The organism is Streptomyces sp. KM273126 (genome assembly GCF_004337435.2).
Lineage (GTDB): Bacteria > Actinomycetota > Actinomycetes > Streptomycetales > Streptomycetaceae > Streptomyces > Streptomyces acidicola.
The window spans coordinates 913,845-936,835 of record NZ_SJXB02000002.1; the positions used below are offsets into that span (position 1 = coordinate 913,845).

At 71.8% G+C, this 22,991-nt stretch carries 20 protein-coding genes; 11 read left to right on the forward strand and 9 right to left on the reverse strand.

Annotation, left to right across the window (positions count from 1 at the left end; all coding sequences use genetic code 11):
• Positions 1–41 precede the first annotated feature (41 nt).
• The 3 genes from E0500_RS34625 to E0500_RS34635 all read right to left on the reverse strand — a co-directional run bounded on the left by E0500_RS34625 (position 42) and on the right by E0500_RS34635 (position 4,993).
• Positions 42–1,820 carry a nickel transporter gene (locus E0500_RS34625; protein ID WP_131568194.1) on the reverse strand — a complete coding sequence of 593 codons (1,779 nt, stop codon included), beginning with the start codon at positions 1,818–1,820 and terminating at the stop codon, positions 42–44.
• On the reverse strand, positions 1,817–3,298 hold the full coding sequence (locus tag E0500_RS34630; RefSeq protein ID WP_131568192.1) for a lipopolysaccharide assembly protein LapB: 1,482 nt from the start codon (positions 3,296–3,298) through the stop codon (positions 1,817–1,819). Before E0500_RS34630 ends, E0500_RS34625 begins: the two co-directional genes overlap by 4 nt.
• Positions 3,299–3,463: 165 nt before the next feature.
• Entirely contained in the window at positions 3,464–4,993 is a 1,530-nt protein-coding gene (locus E0500_RS34635; RefSeq protein ID WP_131568190.1) for a DUF4331 domain-containing protein, read from the reverse strand.
• Positions 4,994–5,223: 230 nt separating this feature from the next.
• Between E0500_RS34635 and E0500_RS34640 the strand changes: the two genes are divergently transcribed.
• The 3 genes from E0500_RS34640 (at position 5,224) to E0500_RS34650 (ending at position 6,960) form a co-directional block, all read left to right on the forward strand.
• Positions 5,224–5,766 (forward strand): sigma-70 family RNA polymerase sigma factor, encoded by a 543-nt coding sequence (locus tag E0500_RS34640; protein WP_165935137.1) that lies wholly within the window; start codon positions 5,224–5,226, stop codon positions 5,764–5,766.
• Entirely contained in the window at positions 5,763–6,581 is an 819-nt protein-coding gene (locus tag E0500_RS34645) for an anti-sigma factor domain-containing protein (RefSeq protein ID WP_131568186.1), read from the forward strand. The genes E0500_RS34640 and E0500_RS34645 overlap by 4 nt, the downstream gene beginning before the upstream one ends.
• Positions 6,582–6,696: 115 nt before the next feature.
• Positions 6,697–6,960, forward strand: a complete 264-nt coding sequence (locus E0500_RS34650) for a hypothetical protein (protein WP_131568184.1) — start codon at positions 6,697–6,699, stop codon at positions 6,958–6,960.
• A gap of 61 nt (positions 6,961–7,021) precedes the next feature.
• On the opposite strand, the gene E0500_RS34655 is transcribed toward E0500_RS34650, so the two are convergent.
• The 3 genes from E0500_RS34655 to E0500_RS34665 are packed head-to-tail and all read right to left on the reverse strand — an operon-like array spanning position 7,022 to position 10,001.
• Complete coding sequence (locus E0500_RS34655; RefSeq protein ID WP_181587330.1) at positions 7,022–8,230, reverse strand: CaiB/BaiF CoA-transferase family protein; 1,209 nt, start codon at positions 8,228–8,230, stop codon at positions 7,022–7,024.
• 44 nt (positions 8,231–8,274) lie between these two features.
• Entirely contained in the window at positions 8,275–9,057 is a 783-nt protein-coding gene (locus E0500_RS34660) for an ABC transporter permease (RefSeq protein WP_131568180.1), read from the reverse strand.
• Positions 9,054–10,001: an ATP-binding cassette domain-containing protein gene (locus E0500_RS34665; RefSeq protein WP_131568178.1), complete on the reverse strand. Its 948-nt coding sequence runs from the start codon at positions 9,999–10,001 to the stop codon at positions 9,054–9,056. Before E0500_RS34665 ends, E0500_RS34660 begins: the two co-directional genes overlap by 4 nt.
• Positions 10,002–10,064: 63 nt before the next feature.
• On the opposite strand from E0500_RS34665, the gene E0500_RS34670 reads away from it, so the two are divergent.
• Positions 10,065–10,802, forward strand: coding sequence for a TetR/AcrR family transcriptional regulator (locus E0500_RS34670; protein WP_131568176.1), 738 nt, complete (start codon positions 10,065–10,067; stop codon positions 10,800–10,802).
• Positions 10,803–10,830: 28 nt separating this feature from the next.
• Here E0500_RS34670 and E0500_RS34675 read toward each other — a convergent pair whose 3' ends face one another.
• The 3 genes from E0500_RS34675 to hmgA are packed head-to-tail and all read right to left on the reverse strand — an operon-like array spanning position 10,831 to position 14,171.
• Complete coding sequence (locus E0500_RS34675) at positions 10,831–12,021, reverse strand: type ISP restriction/modification enzyme (RefSeq protein WP_131568174.1); 1,191 nt, start codon at positions 12,019–12,021, stop codon at positions 10,831–10,833.
• 25 nt (positions 12,022–12,046) lie between these two features.
• Positions 12,047–12,796 (reverse strand): GntR family transcriptional regulator, encoded by a 750-nt coding sequence (locus E0500_RS34680; RefSeq protein ID WP_131568172.1) that lies wholly within the window; start codon positions 12,794–12,796, stop codon positions 12,047–12,049.
• 49 nt (positions 12,797–12,845) lie between these two features.
• Positions 12,846–14,171 (reverse strand): homogentisate 1,2-dioxygenase, encoded by a 1,326-nt coding sequence (gene hmgA / locus E0500_RS34685; RefSeq protein ID WP_131568170.1) that lies wholly within the window; start codon positions 14,169–14,171, stop codon positions 12,846–12,848.
• 596 nt (positions 14,172–14,767) lie between these two features.
• Here hmgA and E0500_RS34690 point away from each other — a divergent pair.
• The 7 genes from E0500_RS34690 to E0500_RS34720 all read left to right on the forward strand — a co-directional run bounded on the left by E0500_RS34690 (position 14,768) and on the right by E0500_RS34720 (position 22,954).
• Entirely contained in the window at positions 14,768–15,271 is a 504-nt protein-coding gene (locus tag E0500_RS34690) for a hypothetical protein (RefSeq protein ID WP_181587331.1), read from the forward strand.
• On the forward strand, positions 15,268–15,894 hold the full coding sequence (locus tag E0500_RS34695; RefSeq protein ID WP_131571963.1) for a TetR/AcrR family transcriptional regulator: 627 nt from the start codon (positions 15,268–15,270) through the stop codon (positions 15,892–15,894). The genes E0500_RS34690 and E0500_RS34695 overlap by 4 nt, the downstream gene beginning before the upstream one ends.
• 108 nt (positions 15,895–16,002) lie before the next feature.
• Positions 16,003–18,270 (forward strand): molybdopterin oxidoreductase family protein, encoded by a 2,268-nt coding sequence (locus tag E0500_RS34700; RefSeq protein WP_131571964.1) that lies wholly within the window; start codon positions 16,003–16,005, stop codon positions 18,268–18,270.
• 122 nt (positions 18,271–18,392) lie between these two features.
• Positions 18,393–19,862, forward strand: a complete 1,470-nt coding sequence (locus tag E0500_RS34705; RefSeq protein ID WP_131571965.1) for a CitMHS family transporter — start codon at positions 18,393–18,395, stop codon at positions 19,860–19,862.
• A gap of 50 nt (positions 19,863–19,912) precedes the next feature.
• Positions 19,913–21,247, forward strand: a complete 1,335-nt coding sequence (locus tag E0500_RS34710) for an MFS transporter (protein ID WP_181587332.1) — start codon at positions 19,913–19,915, stop codon at positions 21,245–21,247.
• A 92-nt stretch (positions 21,248–21,339) separates the two neighbouring features.
• Positions 21,340–22,257 (forward strand): hypothetical protein, encoded by a 918-nt coding sequence (locus E0500_RS45200; protein WP_309505273.1) that lies wholly within the window; start codon positions 21,340–21,342, stop codon positions 22,255–22,257.
• Positions 22,244–22,954 carry a class F sortase gene (locus E0500_RS34720; RefSeq protein ID WP_131572185.1) on the forward strand — a complete coding sequence of 237 codons (711 nt, stop codon included), beginning with the start codon at positions 22,244–22,246 and terminating at the stop codon, positions 22,952–22,954. Before E0500_RS45200 ends, E0500_RS34720 begins: the two co-directional genes overlap by 14 nt.
• Positions 22,955–22,991: the final 37 nt, after the last annotated feature.

Below are 22,991 nucleotides of genomic sequence, written 5' to 3' on the forward strand. Positions count from 1 at the left end.
TGCGATTCCTCCACTCCGCGTTATATCTCCCCAAAAGTAGCTCAACCGAGTGCCGATGCCGCCCCCTTGAGTACCAATCCGGCCCCGAGGGCGACGACGACGAGCGCCGACGCCAGGGGTACGGTCCTGCGCAGCAGCGCGACGGCCGGGCCGCCGGCCAGCCGGGGGCGCCGGTCCAGCAGCCGCGTCATCCCGTCGCCCGCCCGGACGACGGCGAACCCGACGCCCGTCAGCGTGAGCGCCAGGCCGACGCCGAACGCCAGCACGAGCACCAGCCCGAACCACGCCTTCCCCAGCGCGGCGGCGCCCACGAGCACGACCACCGCCGAAGGACTGGGCACCAGCCCGCCCGCGAAACCGAGCAGGATCGTGCCGCGGACGGTGGGGGCCACCGGGTGGCTGTGGGTGAAGCCGCCGTGGGTGTGGGTGATGGTGCCGCCGAAGAGGGTGCGCTTGCGGTCGTGTGAGTGGTCGTGGCCCCGGTTGTGCGTGTGGTCGTGTTCGTGTTCGTGGTCGTGCGTGTGGCCGTGGTCGTGACGGTGGGCCGTGGCGTGTGCGTGCTCCGGTGCGTGGGAGTGCGCCAGCGCGCGGGCCTTGGGCGGGGCGTGCTCGTGGGTGTGGCTCGTGCCGTCCGCGTGGGCGTGGGCGAGGACCAGCGCGCGCTCCGGCTCGTGAGCGGGGGCGTCTGCGTGCTCGTGGTGGTCCTGCTCGTCGTGGTCCTGCTCGTCGTGGTGGTGCGTGTGGTCGTCGTCGTGCTGGTCGTGCTGGTCGTGCGCATGCTGCCGCATGAGCTTCCGGTTCAGCACGGCGCGGCGTACGAGGCTCACGCCCGCCGCCATGACGAGGAGGCCGCTCGCGATGCCGAGCCATGTGATCACGGACGGCGCGGCGGACGACCCGGCGGCGATCAGCAGGCCCAGGGCGACCACGCCGAGGGTGTGCGTGATCGTCACCGACACGATCATGGGCAGAACATCGCGGAACGTGGCGTTCCCGCGGGCCGCGGCGGTCGCCGCCATGATCGTCTTGCCGTGACCGGGAGCCATCGCGTGCATCGCCCCGAGGAACACGGCGATGCCCAGGGCCAGCGCCGCGAAACCGATGGACAGGTCCTGACGGGCCACCAGGTCGTCGAGCGCCTTCGTCCAGCGGTCCGCTCCGCGCGGCAGGATCGAGGCACCGGGCGCGTCGTCCTCGCCCGTGGCCAGCGCCGGACCGCCCGGCCGCACCTCCAGGGACGCCGACGCGGTGTCCTCCGGCGACGACAGCAACTCCTTCGGGTAGCTGGTCAGCCGCCGGGACACGGACGTCTCGGGCACGTCCGACTCCGTGAGCGTCATCCGGTCGCCCCGGGCGGTGACCTCGCGCCACCCCGGGCCGGAGTCCACGGCGGCCTGGAAGCGCACCGAGGTCACCCGGTCGGGGAGGGGAGCGGTCAGCCCGCACTCCACGCGCAGGGTCGTGAGCCCGGCCTGTCCGGGCCGCTCCTCGGCATGGCTCGACCCCACGGTCAGCGCCACGTCCTTGCCGCCGACGGTGACCTCGCTGTCCCGGGCGGCCGTCGCGCACCGCGCCTCGGCCCACTTCTCCATGCCCTGCTCCTTGATGGCGGGCTCGGCCTGGGTCGCCGGGATCTCCGCCAGGTCCTCGATGTGGAGGACGCGCAGCGTGCCGGAGGCTGCGACGAGACCGTCATACCGGTTGACGGTGAAGTTGCCGAGGGGATGCGCGCTCGCGGCCGAGGCGGGAAGCAGCACGAGCGCGCAGACGGCCACGAAGACCGCCGAGCAGGAGGCGAACACATTTCGGTGGAACGTCACTTGGCCGCCTCCAGAGCCTTGAGCGCCTTACGGGCCCGCTCCGCGCCCAGCGGGGAGAAGCCGGAGTTGAGGTCGAGCGCCGCCGTAAGGGAGCGCCGGGCTTCCTCGTCGTTGCCCGTGGCCTGCTCGATCATCCCGCGGTGGTAGCGGAACGTAGCGTCCTTGTAGCCGGTGGCCGCCGCGCGGCGCGCGTACGGCAGCGCCTCGTCGCTGCGGCCGTTGACGTGCAGCGCCCAGGCGAGCGCGTCCGCCGTGTGGACCGTCTGCCGGAGCTTCCACTCGGCGCGGGCCGCGCGCAGGGCCGCCTCGCGGTCGCCGTGGTCGGCGTCGGCGAGCGCGATGTCGAGGTCGGCGTTGACGCCGTTGGCGCGTGCGATCGAGGTCCAGGCGTTCACCAGCGTGTACTGGTCGCGGGCCTTCGCCTTGTCGCCCTTCAGCTCGTACAGCTCTCCCAGCTCGACGAGCGGTCCGGGCAGCGGATAGCGGGAGACGACCTGCTCCAGGGTGCGGATCGCCCCGTCCCGGTCGCCGCTCGCGGCCTCGGCGCGGGCGCGGCCCTCCAGCGCGGGGACGTATCCGTCGTCGGCGGCCAGTGCTCGGGCGTAATGGCTGAGCGCGCTCCTGTGGTCGCCCTGCCTCCAGGCGAGTTGGCCGAGCTGCGTGGCCACGTACGCGATGTCGGGGCGTCCGGTCGCGGAGGTGAGGGCCTGCTTCAGGACCCGCTCGGCGGTCTTCGTGTCGCCGCGCAGCTCGCGCACGTACGCGTAGCGCGTGAAGACGGGGATGCCGGGGCGCCGGTCGTCCGCCAGGTCGGCGGCCTTCGAGGCGTCGTCGTAGCGGCCGAGTTCCACCAGGGCGTCGATCCGCGTGGCCAGCGCCCGTTCGCTGTACGGGTTCTGTTCCAGTGCCAGGTCGGCGTAGCGCAGCGCGTCCTTGAAGTCGTGGCGGGCCGCGGCGAGTGCCGCCTGTCCCGCGAGCGCCGGGTCGTTGTCCGGACGCAGGTCCAGGGAGCGCTTCAGGGCCTTGTCGGCCTGTGGGTAGCGGGAGGGGTCGCCCTTGGTGCGGGCCTGCTCCACGTAGGCGAGGCCCAGTGTGGCCCAGGAGGTGAAGTCCTTCGGCTGGCCGCGGAGATGGTTCTGGAGGGTGGCGATGTTCGCGTCGAGGTCCCCGCCGGCGAGCAGCTCCGCCGTGACACCCGGTGAGCTGGACGCGCTCACCGACTGCTCCTGCCGGTTGCCCAGCGCGATGGCTCCGGAGGTGATCGCGACGGCCAGCGCGGCCGCGCACGCGGTGAGGTGCAGCACGCTGCGTCGCTTCGATGCGCCGGGCTCACGCTCGGCCTTGACCGCTTCGGGTTTACGCGCGGCCTCGACCGTTTCGGGTTCACCGGTGACGTCGCGTGCGTCGCCGGCGAGGGCAGCCGTGTCCTCGTCCGGACGCTCGCCCTCGGGCGCGCTCTCGTTCGTACGCGGGGACATGCCCTCTCCTCAGGTTCCGTGACGGGAAGGTTCGTGATGACCGAAGGGAGGCGCGGCCCGCGCCGTGGGGGATGGATGGGTGCGGGCCGCGCCGGCTCGGGAGCCGGACCGTTCAGCGGGTCCGGTGCGGGACCGGGCCGGTCACCGGCCCGGTCCGGGGACCGGTCAGTAGTACGCCCGGTCGTTCTGCCGGCGGCGCCACCAGAACAGGCCGGTGCCGAGGATCAGGACGCCGCCCGCGCCCGCCGCCGCGGAGCTCGCGATCAGCGTGGTGTCGGTGCCGCTGCCCGCGGCGGTCACGCCGCCGTCCAGCGCGCTGCGCACGTTGTCCGTGGTGTTGCCCTCGACGGTCTTGCCGCGCGAACCGGCCGTCGGCAGACCCACGTACGGGAAGGAGTGGCCGAACTTCTTGTCGTTCTTGTCGACCGCGTCGCCCAGGTCGTTCTTGGCACCGAGCAGCTCGCCCTCGACGACCTGCAGGGCGATGTCGATCACGTCGTCGGTGAGCCGGCGTCCGTTCGGGAAGCCCTGGTTGTCACCGTCGAGCACACCGAGCCGCTTCGGCTTCTTGGTGGGCTCGATGGAGGTGTTGAGGCGCAGCATCTCCGACGGGGTGACGTGCGGCGGCTGGTTGAGGCCCTCGACGCCCTTCAGGAAGACGTCGACCAGGTCGTTGCGCGGCTCGTCGGGCGCCGGGATCTTGTAGATCGCCTCGATGAGCTTGGGCAGCTCGGGCTCGGTGACGTTCTTCAGGAACTGGGCGTCGTCCACGGGAGAGGACGCGTTGAACGTGTCCTTGTCCTTGATCGGGTTGACGACCTCGTTGACCAGCGGCATGCCGAGGCGCGAGACCTGGCGGAACTCGCCGTCCGCGCCCTTGCGCTGGGTCGTGGACCAGACGCCGACGATCGGCTGCTTGCTCGACTCGATGATCGCTTCGCTCGGCACCTGCAGGGCTATCGAGTTGACGTTGTACTGCTTGAGGGTGTCCCGCCCGACCTCGGAGAGGTCACCGCCGTACAGCAGGTCGAACACGCGCAGATCCAGGAAGAACGGGTCGTCGGCCTGTCCGGCGAACGTCGTCACACCGCTCGCGGTCTCGTAGACCGCCTCGTCGCGCAGCTTCTTGTAGTCCGGCATCGACGCCTTGCCGACATTCGACGGCGCCACCCGCACATCGTCCGCGAGCTGCGTCTTGGACACCGCGCGCCGGTTCTTCAGCTTGATGAGCTCGATGTCGTACGTCTGCGTGATGTTCAGGGTCTCGTCGTCGAGGCTCTCGACCGTGCCCGTGTTGTACAGGAAGCTCTTGTCGTTCTTCGTCTTCGTCTTGAACGTGTAGCGGAAGATCAGGTCTTCCTGCGCGTCGCCGTCCTGGTCGATGCGGATGTCGTACTGGGCGTCCTCGGCGAACGTGTAGAAGTTCGGTCCGCCGGCCGGTTCCTGCAGAGGGATCCAGTTCGCCACGATCGTCGTCGTGTCCGGCTTGTCCGGGCTGACGAACGCGTACAGGTCCGTGTTGTCGAACTGGGGCGTCCCTGAGATGAGGGGGGCCTCTCGGTGGCTGGAGGCGGAGGCCGCCCCCGGTTCCAGCGCGGTCACGCCGGCGGCTGCGAGCCCCCCGGCAGCCAGCGCACCACAGATGAGGGTCGCGATGTTCCTGCGCCCCGAGCCGCCCCTGGAAGTAGGTGTCATGCCGTCCGTCCTCTGTCCCAACTTGCCTGACGAACGCCATTCGGAGCGGTCGGCAGTGCGGATTGGTCGAATCTCAAACGTTCTTACGGAGTGTTTGAGATCTTGTTTCAGCGGCCGGTGACCGAGTTTTCGGACAGGCTGATCCGTAACTCCATCCGGAGGTGGGTTCGTTGCGAATGCCCTACACGAGGGGATGGCCGTGCGGTCCGGCCGGAGCAGAGGGGGAGCGAGTGGAGGCGGACGAACTTCTGGTCCGGGTGGCCCGAGGTGACCAGAATGCCTTCGAGGAGCTGTACGGACTGGTGTCCGGGCCGGTGTTCGGGCTGGTGCGCCGAGTCGTACGCGACCCGGCCCAGTCGGAGGAGGTGGCGCAGGAGGTGCTGCTGGAGCTGTGGCGCTCCGCCGCGCGGTTCGACCCCGGCCGGGGCAGCGCCCTGTCCTGGATCCTCACGCTCGCGCACCGCCGCGCCGTCGACCGGGTGCGCAGCGCCCGCGCGGCCACCGAACGCGAGCAGCGCGAGGGCATGCGGGCCCACCACCCCGCGTTCGACCAGGTCGCCGAGGAGGTGGAGGCCGGCCTCGAACGGGAGTGGGTACGCCACTGCCTGGACCGGCTCACCAGCCTCCAGCGCCAGTCGGTCACGCTCGCCTACTACGACGGCTACACGTACCGTGAGGTCGCCGAACAGCTGTCCCTGCCGCTCGGCACGGTCAAGACCCGTATGCGTGACGGCCTGACCCGGCTGCGCGAGTGCCTGGGAGGTGCCGCATGAGTCTGTTCGGCAGGTCGTCGCGGCGGGATCTGCACTCGCTCGCCGCGCCTTACGCGCTGGACGCGCTGGAGCCCCACGAGCGGGTGCGGTTCGAGAAGCACCTCAAGAAGTGCGACCGGTGTACCGCCGAGGTGCGGGCACTGTCCGAGGACGCGGTGCGGCTGGCGTGGTCGACCGCGGCCCAGGCTCCGCCCGCGATGCGCGACCGAGTTCTCGCCGCCGTACGCACCACGCCGCAGGTGGCCCCGTCCCGAAGTGCCGCTCCCGCGCGCCCCCACCACCTGCCGGCCCATGTGTGGGGCACCGAACCGCCACCGCCCCCGAGGCGTGCGCCCCGGATGCGCTCCCTGCTCGCGCCGCTGGCCACCGCCACGGCCGCCGCGGCGCTCGTCGTGGCCTCTCTCTTCGCCGTGCAGGCGACGCGCACACAGGACCAGCTGGAGGCGGAGCGGGACCGGTCACGTGAGATCGCCAACATTCTCTCCGCGCCCGACGCCCGCGCCACCAGTGAGCGGGACGCCCAGGGCCGAGGCATCGGAGTCGTCGCCTCCGTCAAGGAGGGGCGCGCGATCGTCACCCTGAGCGGGCTCGGCGATCCGCCGAGCGGTAGCGTGCACCAGCTCTGGCTCATGCGCCCCGACGCGCAACCGCACTCCCTGGGCCTGTTCCAGGGCGACACACCCCTGGTCACGGGCGGAATGAACGGCGACGCCACGTCACTCGCCGTCACCGTCGAACCCGACGGGGGATCAGCTCAGCCCACCAGTCAACCGATCACTCAACTCGCCCTGAAATCTGTCGGATTCGGAGAGTAATCGTCAACGTCCTTACGGGGTAGATGAATCCTGTGACCGAGATACACGAGTGCCCCAAGGGGGCGATAGGGTTACCCTGCCCGGGCCGGGCGGACTCGTACGGGTGGGGAGTGACATGGATCAGATAACAGCGCGCAGGGCACGAGTCCCTGCGATTACCTGCGGGAGCAGCGCGACCAGTTCGCGCCTCGACCGACATCTCTCGGTGCTGGCCGGCCCCGCCGTGCCACAGCGTGAGACGGCCGAGGCGACCTCGCTGATGCGCGAGCTCACCGCGCGCGAGCCGCACGAGCGGAGCGGCAAGGGCAGCCGGGTCGGCCGGGTCTCGCTCTTCGCACCGCTGCGTCGGCTGCGCCGCACGCTGTTCGGCGGCCACTGAGCACCACGGGCTCACCGCAAGGAGCCCCCGCTTCACCAAGGGCTCACCGCAGGACCCGCGCTCAGGCGACCACACCGTCCCGGCGTAGCGCTGCGATCTCGTCGTCCGTCATCCCCACGGCACGCAGCAGCGTCACGGTGTGTTCCCCGAGTGCGGGCACGGCCCCCATCCGCGCCGCGTCCCCGCCCGGCAGCGTGATCGGGGGCAGCAGCGCCCTCAGCGGCCCGGCAGGCGTCCCCACCTCCCGCCACCGCTCCCGGGCCCTCAACTGCGGATGCTCCGCCACCTCGTGCAGGTCCCTGAGGCGCGCGCAGGCGATCCCGGCCGCCTCCAGCCGGGCCACGGCCTCGGCCGTGTCGAGCGCGCCCAGGGCCTTGACCACCAGCTCGTCCGTCCGTGCCCGGCGCTCGACCCGGGCCGCGTTCGTGGCGAACGCCGGATCGGTCCCCAACTCCGGACGCTCCAGCACCTGTTCCGCCAGCCGACGCCACTCCCGGTCGTTCTGCACCGACAGCAGTACCCGCCCGCCGTCCACCGTGGCATAGGCGTCGTACGGGGCGATGACGGCGTGACCGAGTCCCGTCCGCGCCGGGGGAGTTCCGCCGTGCATCGTGTGGTGCAGCGGATGCCCCATCCACTCGGCGAGCGCCTCCAGCATGGACACCTCCACCGGCCCGCCCCGCCCGGTCGTCCCGCGCCGCACGAGCGCCGCGAGCACCCCGGAGAACGCGTACATGGCCGCCGCGATGTCCGCAGCCGGAATCCCCGCCTTCACCGGCTGCTCCGGTGTCCCCGTCACCGACACCAGCCCCGCCTCGCACTGCACGAGCATGTCGTACGCCCGCTTGTCCGCGTACGGTCCCGACGCCCCGTACCCCGAGATGTCCACCGCGACCAGCCGCGGGTGCGCGGCGCACAGCGTGGCCGCGTCCAGGCCGAGCCTGGCCGCCGCGCCCTGCGCGAGGTTCTGCACGAAGACGTCCGCGTCCGCCACGAGCCGTCGTACGACCTGCCCGCCCCGTGGGTCCTTCAGGTCCAGCGCGATGGACTCCTTGCCGCGGTTGCACCACACGAAGTGCGAGGCGAGGCCGCCCGCCGCGGTGTCGTACCCGCGCGCGAAGTCCCCGCCGTCCACCCGCTCGACCTTGATCACTCGGGCGCCGAGGTCGGCGAGCTGCCGGGTGGCGAAGGGGGCGGCGACGGCCTGCTCGACGGCGACGACGGTGATGCCGTCCAGGGGGAGGGGGAGTGGCTGCATGGCACGGATCATGTCCCCGTTCCGTGCCGTTGTCATCCGTGGCCCGGGGACTCGTCTCACCGTTCGCCGCGCGCGTACCGGCGTACGGCCAGCGGGAGGAACACGGCGATCAGCACGGCGCACCACAGCAGGGAACCGGCGACGGGGTGGGTCACCGGCCAGGCTCCGTCGTCCGGCACCGGGGCGTTGCCGAACAGGTCCCGCAGCGCCGTCGTCACCGCGCTGATCGGGTTCCACTCGGCGATGGTGCGCAGCCAGCCCGGCAGGCCGTCCGTGGGGATGTACGCGTTCGACAGCAGCGGCAGCATGAAGGTCGCGCTGCCGAGCTGTCCGGCAGCCTCCTCGCTCCTTGAGACGAGCCCGAGCAGGATGCCGACCCAGGTGGCGGCGAAGCGGAAGAGCAGCAACAGACCGAAGGCGCCCACCGCCGACGGCCAGCCGCCCTCGATCCGCCAGCCCATCGCGAGCCCGACCAGCAGCAGCGGAACGAGCCCGACCGCGGTCGTCAGCAGGTCGGCCACCGCCTGGCCCACGGGGACGGCGGAGCGGCTCATCGGCAGCGTACGGAACCGGTCCATCACACCGCGGTGCGCGTCCTGGGCGGCGCCGAACATGCCCGTCATGATGCCGTTCGCGACGGTCGCCACGAGCAGCCCCGGGACCAGGAACGCACGGTACTCCTCGCCCGGCATGGCGAGCGCGCTGCCGAACACGTAGCCGAAGAACAGCAGGAACACGATCGGCATCGTCTGCGTCAGGACCGTGATGGCGGGCGCGTGCCGGATCCGCTGGAGGTTGCGGACCAGGACCGCGCTGCCGTCGATGACGAGCGCGCTCATACGGCGGCCTCCTTACGGGCGGTGAGGCGCAGGAAGACCTCGTCGAGGGTGGGTGGGCGCAGGCTCGCGTCGACGACCGGCACCCGGCCCGCGTCGAGCTCGCGGACGATGCGGGGGAGGGTGATGTCCGGGTCCAGGACGACCGCCCCGGCGGTGCGCCGCTCACGGTCGAGCACCGGCTCCGCGCCGGTCAGCTGGTCCAGGACCACGGCGGCCGCGTGCAGCGCGGGTTCACCGCCCTCGGCGGCGACGACCACTTCGGCGTAAGCGCCGATCTGTGCCTTGAGCCGGGCCGGCGTGCCCTGGTGGGCGGCCCGGCCCTCGTCGATCAGCACGATGTCGTCGGCCAGTTGGTCGGCCTCCTCCAGGTACTGCGTGGTCAGCAGCACGGTGGTGCCGTCGCGCGCCAGTTCCCGTACGGCCTCCCAGATGTCGTTCCTGCTGTGCGGGTCGAGTCCGGTCGTCGGCTCGTCCAGGAACAGCACGGCGGGCCGGGTGACGAGGCTGGCCGCCAGGTCGAGCCGGCGCCGCATGCCGCCGGAGTAGGTGCGCGCGGGACGGTCCGCGGCCTCCGCCAGCCCGAAGCGCTCCAGCAGCTCGTCGGTCCGTGAGCGCGGCGCGCGCAGCAGACGGGCGAACAGGCGCAGGTTCTCGGCGCCGGTGAGATCGCCGTCGACCGAGGCGTACTGCCCGGTGACCGCGATCCGGCGGCGGACCGCCGCGGCCTCGCGCACGACGTCGTGCCCGGCCACCCGGGCCGTCCCGGCGTCCGGGGCCAGCAGGGTGGTCAGGACCCGGACGGCGGTCGTCTTCCCCGCGCCGTTCGGCCCGAGCAGCCCGCAGACCGTGCCCTGGGCGACCGCGAGGTCCAGTCCGCGCAGCGCGCGGACGTCGCGAAAGCGCTTCTCCAGACCCTCACTAAGTACAGCGTACGTAGTATCCATGAGTCGACCATACCCCACTACGTACGGTGTACGTAACTAGGATGGTGAGCGAGGTGATGATCCATGGCGGGCCGAACGGCCGAACCCGAGGTGATCTGGGCGCGCCCCGAGCGTGCGGGCCGCGGCCCGAAACCCGCGTACAGCCGAGCCGACATCGCGGCGGCGGCCGTCCGTATCGCCGACGCGGACGGCCTCGACGCGGTCTCGATGCGCCGCGTCGCCGCCGAGATCGGCTGCGGCACCATGTCGCTCTACAACTACGTGCCGCGCAAGGAGGACCTGTACGAGCTGATGGTCGACCTGGTCAGCGGGGAGTACGACCTGTCCGGAGAGCCCAGCGGCGACTGGCGGGCGGACATGCTGGACCTCGCCCGCCAGGCCCGCGACATCATGCGCCGCCACCCCTGGCTGGTCCGGGTGATGTCGACCGCCTACAGCATCAGCCCCAACGCCCTGCGCTGTCTCGACTGGTGCCTGGCCTGCCTGGAAAGCCTCGACGTGCCGGCCAGTACGAAGCTGGAGCTGTTCGGGATGGTCAACGGGTCGGTCATGGTGTACGTCGCCAACGAGCAGGCCGTCGCCGAGCGCACCCGCTCCGCGCCCTGGTCGGCGGAACGGGAACAGGCCGTGCGGGGCGCCTACATGATGAGCCAGGTCACGGCGGGCGGCTATCCGCACCTGGCGGCCCTCTTCGCCGAGGGCGTCGCACCGGCGGACGACCCGGAGGCATCGTTCGACCGGATCCTGACGAGGCTGCTGGACTCCTTCGATCCCAAGAGCCGGACCGGCGGCGGGAGTTAGATCAGCGCCGAGGACGTCAGCCCGGGATCTAGATCAGCGTGAGCTGTCCCTCGGGGCCTTCCTCGTGGCTGTCGAGCACCGAGGAAGGTCGGCGCGCCGGCTCCGGCACCGGGAGAACGCCCGCCGTGCGCAGTTCGGCCGCGCCGATCGCGTCCTCCACCGTCAGGCCCGCCTGCCTCGGCCGGAGTTCCGCCAGCAGCGCCAGCACCGTGATCAGCTCCAGCAGCTCCGACGTCCACGTCTGCGGCCAGGACGCCGGCTGTACGGCCTCCAGCGTGCCCGGCTCCGCCGGCTCCGTTCGCCGGGTGCACCACGCTTGGAGGACCCTGACACCGCCCACGTGGAAGTCCCAGGCCTCGGCGGGTACGGGGGCGATGCGGCCCTCGCCCGCCAACAGGGCCTCCTCGTCGCGGTCGTAGAGCAGTTCGAGGGGTGGGCTCGGCAACGGGGCGCGGACGTAGGGGCGGCGGCCGCCCGGCAGTTTGGGGCGTTCGCCGTCGCGGCGCATCAGCCACAGCGTCCGGCGGCCCAGCTCAACGCCCTGGGCCCAGGTCTCGGGGGCGGCGGTCAGCGGGACCTCGATGCCCCGGGGGCCAGGGCGGGCGGCCGCCAGGATCCAGGCCAGGACGTCCAGGGGCTGCGGCGCCGTGCCGAGACGTTCGGCGAGGTGGGCCGTGAGGCCGGGCGCGAGGTTCGGTTCGTGGCCGCCGGGGCGCCGGTAGAGGGGCCGGACGCGTCCGGTGCGGGGCCCGTGGGCCGGGGCAAGCGGCAGCGCGGCCGGGGCGAGCAGGACCGGGCCGGTCACGTCGGGCGCGACCGTCTGCTCGACCACGAACACCTGCTGCTCGTCCGCCACCCGCCACAGCTCGGGCCGCGCGGCGTCGATCAGCCGGTGGTCCGGGATGAGCCACTGCTCGTCGAAGGGGGCGGCGAGGACCCGTACGGGCTCCGGGCACGGTCCGGACTCCCGGGCCAGCCGCCCGGTACCGCTGGTCTGGCCGGGCAGTTGGGCCACGGCCGAGTGCAGCGTGCGGGAGCGGGTGGGCTCGAACAGGGCCTCACGGACCGGCTCCTCGGCCTTCATGAGGGTGTCCCAGCGGGCTTTCAGGCAGGCCGCGTCGGGGGCCGCCGGCCACCTCCGGCCCAGCCGTGGCGGTGCGACGGACCACGGCATGAGGTCCGCAAGGAGCGGAGCGTCGTCGTGCGTCACGCCGGGCATCGTACGACGGGGTGCCTGCGGCGGGTCATGTCGCGTCGAGGGTGACGGTGAACGAGAAGCGGTCACCGCGGTAGTGGATCACCGCCACGTCCAGCACCCGGCCGTCCGCGTCGTACGTCACGCCCGTGTAGTGCAGGATCGGGCTGAGCAGCGGCACATGGAGCAGACGCGCCGTCTCCGGGTCGGCCAGCCGCGCCTCCACGGTGTCGGTGATGCGGCTGATGTCCGCGCCCACGACGTCCCGGAGCACCTTCGTCATGGGCCAGCGGATCAGGTCGTCGTGGTCGATGCGCTCGGCGAGTTCGGGGCGGACGTGGTTGCGGGCGTGGTTGGTCGGCTCGCCCGTCTTCTCGTCGCCGCGCAGGCGGTGGTACGTCGCCACCTCGGCCAGATCCGGGAAGCACTCGGACAGTTCCGGCGGAACCGGCACCGTTCCGTGGTCCAGCAACTCCGTCGTCATGCCCGACTGCTGCGCCACGATCGCGTCCACCGAGCCGAGCAGCTGTACGGGGGCGCCGCGCCTGGCGCTCGGCTCGATGAACGTGCCGCGCCGGCGGTGCCGGGTGATCAGTCCCTCGTCCTCCAGCTCCTTCAGCGCCTGCCGCATGGTCAGCACGCTCACCCCGTAGTGCCCGGCGAGCCGCTCCTCGGTCGGCAGGCGCAGCGGGTCCCGGGGCGAACGGCCGAGGATCGAGGCGCGCAGCGACTGCGAGACCTGATACCAGAGCGGCAGTTTGCGGTTCAGGACGATCGAGTCCGGGGCGAAGGAGGTCACGACGGTATCCGTACCGGTCGAGGGCGTCGTGTGCAACGGGCGGCCGGGATCAGCCGGCCGGGCGGAAGTGACGCTGGAGGCCCGACCACACGTCGTCATAGGCCTGTTGCAGGTGTTCGGCCCGTGCCGCCTGGGCCGTGGTGGTCACTGGCCAGCGGGTCTCGAACATGAACGCCAGCCCGTCGTCGATCTTCTGCGGCCGCAGCTCGGCGGCGCTCGCCCGGTCGAACGTCTCCTGGTCCGGGCCGTGCGCCGACATCATGTTGTGCAGCGAACCCCCGCCCGGCACGAAGCCCCCGGGACCCGCGGTCTTGGCGTCGTACGCGCCCTCGACGAGCCCCATGTACTCGCTCATCACGTTCCGGTGGAAGTACGGCGGCCGGAACGTGTCCTCGCCCACCAGCCAGCGCGGCGCGAAGACGACGAAGTCGACGCCGGCCAGCCCCGGGGTGTCGCTCGGCGAGGTCAGCACCGTGAAGATCGACGGGTCGGGGTGGTCGTAGCTGATGGTGCCGATCACATTGAACCGGCGCAGGTCGTAGGCGTACGGCACATGGTTGCCGTGCCAGGCGACCACGTCGAGGGGCGAGTGGTCGTACGTCGCCGTCCAGAGGTTCCCGCAGAACTTGTTGACCACCTCCACCGGGCCCTCGACGTCCTCGTACGCGGCGACCGGTGCCCGGAAGTCCCGTGCGTTCGCGAGGCCGTTGGCGCCGATGGGGCCCAGGTCGGGGAGGCGGAACGGAGCTCCATAGTTCTCGCACACATAGCCGCGGGCTGAGGCGTCCAGCAGCTCCACACGGAAGCGCACCCCACGGGGGATCAGTGCGATATGGGCGGGCTCCACATGGAGTTGACCGAACTCGGTGTGCAGCAACAGTCCGCCGTGCTCGGGGACGATCAGCAGCTCGCCATCGGCGTCGCTGAAGACGCGGTCCATGGACGAATTGGCGTGATACAGGTGCACCGCCATGCCGGTGCGCTGCGTCACGTCGCCGTTGCCGCCGAGCGTCCACAGGCCGCCGAGGAAGTCCGTGCCCTCCGGCGGCGGGGGCAGCGGGTTCCAGCGCAGCCGGTTCGGGTCGGGCACCGTCTCCGTGAAGGGGGCCGTGCGGATCGTGCCGTTGTCCGCGCGCGTGAACGCGGGGTGCGCGGCCGACGGGCGGATCCGGTACAGCCAGGAGCGCCGGTTGTGCGCCCGGGGCTCGGTGAACGCCGTGCCGCTGAGCTGCTCCGCGTACAGGCCGAGGGGAGCGCGCTGGGGCGAGTTGCGCCCGTCGGGCAGCGCGCCCGTGACCGCCTCCGAGCTGTGCTCGTTGCCGAAGCCCGAGAGGTAGGTCAGTCGCTCGGCGGTCTTCCGTGCGTCCCCGTTCATGATCGCTCCTTCGCGCCATTATTCCTATGCTTCACCGTAGGATTGGGGAGGGTTGGGCGCAAGAGGAGATCCGCGCCACGGCCCGAGTCGGTTCAGCCCCCCCGGCGTTCCAGGCCACCGGGTTCGCGGGCGCCCGTCGAAGATCGGCCAAAACCTCCCCGGAGCCGCTAGGGGGCTTCTGATGGATCTCCGCGGCGTCGCGACGCCCGGCACTCCCCCACTGCCTTGAGGGCGTGGGAGGTACTCCCACTCGCCGCACGGCGCGAAGGGACAGGTGGCTCCGCCACATGACCCTCCACGCCGCACGTCGAGAGCACGCACCGAACGCCGCTCCTTCTTCCACCGAGATCCATCAGAAGCCCCCTATGCGCCCAAGAACCCGACCTGAGGGGGATCCGAGTGTCAGTGGGGTGCTCTAGTCTCCCGGCATGTCGTGGACGCGCGGAGGTCCAAGCGGCGCCGGGGAAGCGCCGGCACGCCCCCACGCCGCCCGGCACCGCTTGGCTGCGCTCGCGGCCTGTGCCCTCCTCGGCCTCGCGGTGGGCTGTGGCGATGGCGGCGCGCACGAGCAGAGGGCAGAGGTGTCGGCGTCACCCGTGGGCAGACTGCTGGACGACACGGACGAGAAGGGACGGCACTACCGTGAGATCGACGAGAAGGGCGCCCCGGACGTCGGCATCGAGGTCCAGCCGGACGCCGACGCCGGCTGGGACGTACGGCTGACCGTCCGCAACTTCCGCTTCTCGCCCGCCGGTACCCAGCCGGTGGCCGTGACCGGCCGCGGCACCGCCGTCCTCTACCTGGACGGCTGCCCCCTCACCCGGCTGCGCACCACCGAGTACCGCCTCCCCGGCGACCTCGTCCCCCGCGGCACCCACCCCCTCACCGCCCGCCTCTACGCCGACGACCACACCGTGTGGGCCGTCGACGGCGAGCCCGTCGAGAGCACGGCGGACATCACCGCGTCGGAGCCCGAGCCGGCGCCGACCGCGAGCGGGGACGCTCCGGGTGCCACGGTGAGCAGGAGCGGATCCCCGGCCCGTACTGAAGGGCGTACCTGTACGGAGCGCTCATCGCACCCAGGCGGAAAGGCATCATGAAGCCCGTGTCCCACGCGACCTCGCTGCGTCGCGCGCCCGTGCAGCGCCGCAGCGCCGAACGACTGACCAGGATCCTCGACGCCTGCGCCGACCTGCTCGACGAGGTGGGCTACGACGCCCTGAGCACCCGCGCCGTCGCCCTGCGCGCCGGCGTGCCCATCGGCTCCGTGTACCGCTTCTTCGGCAACAAACGCGCGATGGCCGACGCCCTCGCCGAGCGCAACCTCGACCGTTTCACCGAGCGCGTCACCGAGCGGCTGCGGGACACGGGCAAGGCGACCGGCGGCGGCTGGCGCACGGCCATGGACGCCGTCCTCGACGAGTACCTCGACATGAAGCGCACCGCCCCCGGCTTCGCCCTCGTCGACTTCGGCAACCAGATACCCGTCGGCGCCCGCCACGCCAAGCCCAACACCCGCGTCGCGGACCGCCTCAGCCGGCTCCTCTCCGGCTATATCGACCGCACCCCCGACGAGGACCTCCGCCGCGCGTTCCTCGTCGCCGTGGAAACCGCGGACACCCTCGTCCACCTCGCCTTCCGTGTGTCACCGGAGGGCGACGCGCGGATCATCGAGGAGGCGCGGGAGCTGCTGCGGGCCTATCTGGGGCGGGTACTGGACTGACCGAGGGGCTCCCCAGGATACATACCGGTCGGTATGCTCGGTGGCGGTCGTGTCCCACACAGCCGTGTCCCACCGCAGTAGTGCACCGCCGCAGCCCGGGGAGGACCCGTGTCCCGTACCGCCGACACCACCGCAGACTCCCGTACGGCCTTGCGGATATGCCCCCTCTGTGAGGCCACCTGCGGCCTGACCCTCACCATCGAGGGCACCCGGGTGACCGGGGCGCGCGGAGACCGGAACGACGTGTTCAGCAAGGGGTTCATCTGCCCCAAGGGGGCCTCGTTCGGCGCGGTGGACGCGGACCCGGACCGGCTGCGCACCCCGCTGGTCCGCAAGGACGGGGAACTGCGCGAGGCCACCTGGGAGGAAGCGTTCGACGCCGTCGCCGCGGGCCTGCGGCCGGTCGTCGAGGCGTACGGCCCCCATGCCGTCGGTGTCGTCCTCGGCAACCCGAACGTACACACCATGGCCGGCGCCCTCTACCCGCCCGTCCTCCTGGCCGGCCTCGGCACCCGCAGCCTGTTCACGGCCTCCACGGTCGACCAGATGCCCAAGCACGTCTCCAGCGGACTGCTCTACGGCGACGCGGGCGCCATCCCCGTACCCGACCTCGACCGCACCGACCACCTGCTCCTGTTCGGCGCCAACCCCCTGGAGTCCAACGGCAGTCTGTGCACCGCGCCGGACTTCCCCGGCAGGCTCAAAGCCCTCAAGGCGCGTGGCGGCACGCTGACCGTCGTCGACCCGCGCCGCACCCGCACCGCCGAACTCGCCGACCGGCACGTCGCGATCAGGCCGGGCACGGACGCGCTGCTGCTCGCGGCGATGGCGTACGTCCTCTTCGAGGAGAAGCTCGCCGACCTCGGGGAGCTCGCCCCGCACGTGCTGGGTGTCGAGGAACTCGCCCACGCGATGGAGGAGTTCGCGCCCGAAGCCGTCGCCGACGCGTGTGACGTGGACGCCGGTACCATCCGTGCCCTCGCCCGCGAACTGGCCGACGCGCGGGCCGCCGCCGTCTACGGGCGCATCGGCAGCTGCACCGTCCCGCACGGCACCCTCGCCAGCTGGCTCATCGACGTGCTGAACATCCTCACCGGCAATCTCGACCGGCCCGGCGGGGCCCTGTTCCCGCTGTCCGCCACGGACCGGACGCCCCGGCCGGCCGGACCCGGCCGCGGGTTCCAACTCGGGCGCTGGCACAGCCGGGTGAGCCGGCACCCGGAGGCGAAGGGCGAACTGCCGCTGTCCGCCCTCACCGAGGAGATCGACACTGCGACCGACGAGGGCACGCCCGTGCGCGCCGTGATCGCCGTCGCCGCCAACCCGGTCCTCTCCGCCCCCGACGGCGACCGGCTCGACAAGGCCCTCGGCTCGCTGGACTTCATGGTCAGCGTCGACCCGTACCTCAACGAGACCTCGCGGCACGCACACGTGATCCTGCCGCCGCCCCCGCCGGCGCAGGCCCCGCACTTCGACTTCGCGTTCAACACCCTCGCCGTGCGCAACCAGGCCCGCTACAGCCCCGCCGCCGTCCCCCTGGAGGACGGCCGGATGCCCGAGACGGAGATCTTGGCCCGGCTGGTCCTCGCCGCGACCGGCATGCACGGCGCCGACCCCTCCGCCGTGGACGCGATGGTCATCGACCAGACCCTCGGGAAGGCCGTGACGGAGGCCCACTCGCCGGTGCACGGACGGGACCCGCGCGAGCTGGCCGCCGCCCTCACCGGGGACACCGGCCCCGAGCGGCGGCTCGACATGATGCTGCGCCTCGGCCCGTACGGCGACGGCTTCGGCGTCCGGCCCGACGGGCTGAGCCTGGCCGAGCTCCTCGCCCACCCGCACGGCATCGACCTCGGGCCGCTCCGGCCCCGGCTGCCGGGGCCGCTCAAGACGGTGAGCGGCAAGGTCGAGCTGCTGCCGCAGCCGATCGCCGACGACCTGCCGAGGCTCCGGCAGGCGCTGCGGGAACGCCCGGACGGGCTCGTGCTCGTGGGGCGGCGGCATCTGCGGTCCAACAACAGCTGGATGCACAACGTGCCCGCCCTCACCGGCGGTACCAACCGCTGCACGCTGCACCTCCACCCCGATGACGCCGAACGCCTCGGGATCACCGACGGAGCCGCCGTACGGATCAAGGGCGCCGGGGGAGAGATCACCGCTCCGGCCCAGGTCACCGACGGCATCCGGCGCGGTGTCGTCAGCCTCCCGCACGGCTGGGGACACGACCGGCCGGGCACCCGTATGAGCCATGCCGCGCTCGACCCCGGCGTCAACGTCAACCAGCTCCTCGACGGCTCCCAGCTCGACCCGTTGTCGGGCAACGCGGTCCTCAACGGTGTGCCCGTGGACGTCGCTCCCACTGCGGCAACGCTGTGACCAGGAGTTTTGCGCTTATTGCTCGCATGTCAACATCTTGTTAACGCGTGTCAACGGGTCCTAACGTCGCTCCAACCGCCGGCCCTGGTGGCTGTTCAAGGGCGAACGTTAGGTATCCATTTATGCTCACCATCCTCGGCTTCGCCATGATCGCGACCTTCCTGGTCCTGATCATGATGAAGAAGATGTCGCCGATCGCGGCGCTCGTGCTGATCCCCGCACTCTTCTGCGTGTTCGTCGGAAAAGGTGCCAAGCTCGGCGACTACGTCATCGAGGGGGTGGGCAACCTCGCGCCCACCGCCGCGATGCTGATGTTCGCCATCGTCTACTTCGGCCTCATGATCGACGTCGGCCTCTTCGACCCGATCGTCCGGGGCATCCTGAAGTTCTGCAAGGCCGACCCGCTGCGCATCGTCATCGGTACGGCCGTGCTCGCCGCGATCGTGTCGCTCGACGGTGACGGTTCGACGACCTTCATGATCACGGTCTCGGCGATGTACCCGCTGTACAAGCGCCTGAAGATGAGCCTGGTCGTGATGACCGGTGTCGCCGCCACCGCCAACGGCGTGATGAACACCCTGCCCTGGGGCGGTCCGACGGCCCGTGCCGCCACCGCGCTCAAGCTCGACGCGGCCGAGATCTTCGTCCCGATGATCCCCGCGCTCCTCGTCGGCCTGCTCTTCGTCTTCGTCCTCTCGTACTTCCTCGGTCTGCGTGAGCGCAAGCGCCTCGGTGTGCTGAGCCTGGACGACGTCCTGGAGCAGGAGAAGATCGTCAAGGACGGGGAGGGCGCGAAGCAGGAGGCGGCCGAGACGGTGCTCGTCGGCGCGGGTGCCTCCGGCGGTTCCGGCAACGGCAAGGGCGGTACGGCGAAGACAGGCGGGGGTGCGGGCTCCGGCACCGACGCCGACGCAGCCGACGACTCCGACGACGAGCACGAGGACGCGCGGCTCCAGGGCCTGGACCCCAACCGCCCGACCCTGCGCCCGAAGCTGTACTGGTTCAACGCGCTGCTCACGGTCGCCCTGCTCACCGCGATGATCATGGAGCTGCTGCCGATCCCGGTGCTGTTCCTGCTCGGTGCCGCGCTCGCGCTGACCGTCAACTTCCCCCACATCCCCGACCAGAAGGCCCGGCTCGCCGCCCACGCCGACAACGTCCTCAACGTCTCCGGCATGGTCTTCGCCGCCGCCGTCTTCACCGGCGTCCTCCAGGGCACCGGCATGGTCGACTCCATGGCCAAGTGGATCGTCGACGGCATTCCCAGCGGCATGGGCCCGCACATGGCGCTCGTCACCGGCTTCCTGAGCCTGCCGCTCACGTACTTCATGTCGAACGACGGCTTCTACTTCGGCGTCCTGCCGGTCCTGGCCGAGGCGGGTGCCGCGCACGGGGTGTCGCCGCTGGAGATCGCCCGCGCCTCGCTCGTCGGCCAGCCGCTGCACATGTCGAGCCCGCTGGTCCCGGCCGTGTACGTGCTCGTCGGTATGGCCAGGGTCGAGTTCGGTGACCACACGAAGTTCGTGGTCAAGTGGGCCGCCATCACCTCGCTGATCATTCTCGGGGCAGGGATACTGTTCGGCATCATCTGAGCCCGGCGGGGCAGTTGAACCGCCAGAGAACGTCCGAGGAGGTCCGTGTCGTGAGGCCCGGTGGGAATCGCGGCTGGCTGCTTCGCCTCGTCATCGCCTTCAGTTTCGCGCAGGGGGCGGTGTCGATGGCCCGGCCCGCCGTGTCCTACCGGGCCCTCGCGCTGGGCGCCGACGAGCGCGCGATCGGTGTGATCGCGGGGGTCTACGCCCTGCTCCCGCTGTTCGCCGCCGTACCACTGGGCCGCCGCACCGACCACGGGCGGTGCGCGCCCCTGCTGCCCATCGGTGTCGTCCTCATCTCCGGCGGCTGCGTGTTCAGCGGCCTCGCCGACTCGCTGCTCGCGATGGCCGCTTGGAGCGGGGTGATGGGGCTCGGGCACCTGTCCTTCGTCATCGGCGCCCAGTCGATCGTCGCCCGCCAGTCCGCGCCGCACGAACAGGACCGCAACTTCGGCCACTTCACCATCGGCGCCTCCCTCGGCCAGCTGATCGGGCCGATCGCCGCGGGCGCCCTGATCGGCGGCGGGGACATGGCGGGCACGAGCGCGCTCGCCCTGCTGGTTGCGGGCGCCGGGGCCGCGGTGGCGTGCACCTCGCTGTGGCGCATAGAGCGTCGTACGGCGCCCAAGTCCCGTACCGCGGCGGGCGAACGCGTCCCCGTCCAGCGCATCCTGCGTGCCCGGGGTGTGCCCGCGGGCATTTTCATCAGTCTCGCCGTACTGTCCGCGACGGACATCCTCACCGCGTACCTGCCGGTGGTCGGCGAGGAGCGCGGTATCGCGCCGTCCGTGATCGGCCTGCTGCTCAGCCTGCGCGCGGCGGCCACCATCGCCTGCCGGCTCGTGATGACGCCCATGCTGCGGCTGCTCGGCAGGACCGCGCTGCTCACCGTGACATGCCTGCTGGGCGCCGTGCTGTGCGCCGGGATCGCGCTGCCCGTGCCGGTGTGGGCGCTCGCCGTGATACTTGCCGCGCTCGGGTTCTGCCTCGGGGTCGGGCAGCCGTTGTCCATGACGACGGTCGTGCAGGCCGCCCCGGACGGCGCCCGCTCCACCGCCCTCGCGCTGCGGCTGACCGGCAACCGGCTCGGCCAGGTCGCCGCGCCCGGCGCCGCGGGGCTGGTCGCCGGAGTCGCGGGTGTCGCCGCGCCGTTCGTGATGCTGGGCGGGCTGTTGCTGCTGTCCTCGGGCATAGCGTTGCGGTCGCCCGCGAAGCCGGGGCCGGGGCGGGACGAGGACGGGGACGGGGAGGGACACAGGGACGGACACAGGGACGGACACAGGGACGGGGACGGGACCCGCAGGAGCCGGGGGAGCAGGGGGGCCGGGGTAGCCGGGGGTCCGGGGCGTCCTTGGGCCGGAAGAGCGAAATCTGACGGGTTATGAAGCGCGGCGCCGACATCGGCCGTCGCGGATGTGACAGAGAGTCAGTCGAAAGCCCGATTTGTGTGACTATCGACTGACTCTGGAGGTCTCGCATGCCCACCTCGTCGTCCCTCCCACGCCGCGCGGGCGCGCGCCCGGGTGTCGCGGCCCTCGCGGCGCTCACCGTGGCGGGAACCGCGTTCTTCGTCGCGCCGGCCGCCAGCGCGGCTCCCGGTGACCGCGGCGACATCAAGATCAACATGACGGACACGGACGCCCTTCCCCAGGCCGGCCGGGCGAAGGTCTGCGAGTTCGACCTGGAGGCCGTCAACTTCGAGTCGGTCCAGGGCATCTCGTGGGCCATCGAGCCGCAGCCGGCGAAGCCGGGCGCCGCCCAGTTGTCCGGGCGCGTCCTCCTCACCGACGGAGCGGGGCGGACGGACGACAACCTGGCGCTGCCCGAGGGGCAGTACAAGCTCACCTGGCGGATCGACGGCGGCATGGGTGCCGGCAAGCAGAAGGCCTTCAAGTTGGACTGCAGCCGGGAGGCGCCGGCCAGCGCACACGCGCCGGGCAACGTCCCCAACGACGGACCGAACGGCGACCGGAACAACGCACCCAACGGCGCGCCGAACGCCGTGCCCAACGCCGAATCCGACAGCGCGGCGGACGCCGAGGCCCCTGGCAAGCCGAACGCCGAATCCGACAACGCGGCCATCGCCGGACCCGACGCCGCGGCGGACGCCGAGGCCAACGGCAAGCCGAATGCCGAAGCGGACAGCGAGCAGAAGGGTGCGCCGAACGCCGCACCCGACAGCGAGCAGAAGGCCGTACCGAACAGCGAACCGAACGCCGAAGCCAACGCCGAACCCAACGGGGAACCGAAGGGCGGGCCGCCCGCGGGCGGTGGCGGTCTCGCGGACGAGCGGGACTTCGCGCCGGTCGCGGGCGCGGCGGCGGTGGGCCTCGTCGCGGTCGCCGGAGCCGCGTACTTCGGGCTGCGCCGCCGTCGCTCCGATGGCGCGGCGTAGGGGCGCTCCGAGGCCCTGGTACCGGACGCGCGCCTACCGCCTGACGCGGACGATCGTGGTGACCGTCTGTCTGGTGGTGGGCGGCGTCTGGTGGGCTCAGAACGACGAGCCCGCCGACCCCGCCGGGGCCCGGACCGACGCGCGCGGTGTCGGGGCACCGCACGCGCCGGCGCCCCGGCGGACACCTCCCGGTGCGTCCGAGGGCGCACCGCCCCGGCCGCTGCCGCGGTCCCGGGCGGTGTCCCTCACCGTCCCCTACCTCGGCATCGAGGCCCCCCTCGTCGGCCTCGGCCTCGACAGCCGGCGCCGACTGACCGCACCACCGACGGACGACCCCAAAGCGGCCGGCTGGTACGAGGGCGGCCCCGCGCCCGGTCAGTCCGGCACAGTGGTCCTCGTCGGGCACCGCGACACCAGGACGGGGCCCGCCGTCTTCGCCGCACTCCACGAGATCCAGACCGGCCGCGTCGTGAACGTCCGCCGCGCGGACGGGCGCACCGCCGTCTACACCGTGGACGCCGTGCGGACGTACGAGAAGGCGCACTTCCCCGACGAGGAGGTCTACGGGCGCCGGCAGCGCCCGGAACTGCGCCTGATCACCTGCGGTGGCCGGTACGACCGCAGGACCGGCTACGTGAGCAACATCGTGGTCTTCGCCCATCTGACGGCGACGAAAGGGCCGACGGGTTCCACCTGAACCACGGATCCACGGGGTGGACGAAACCGATCGTCTG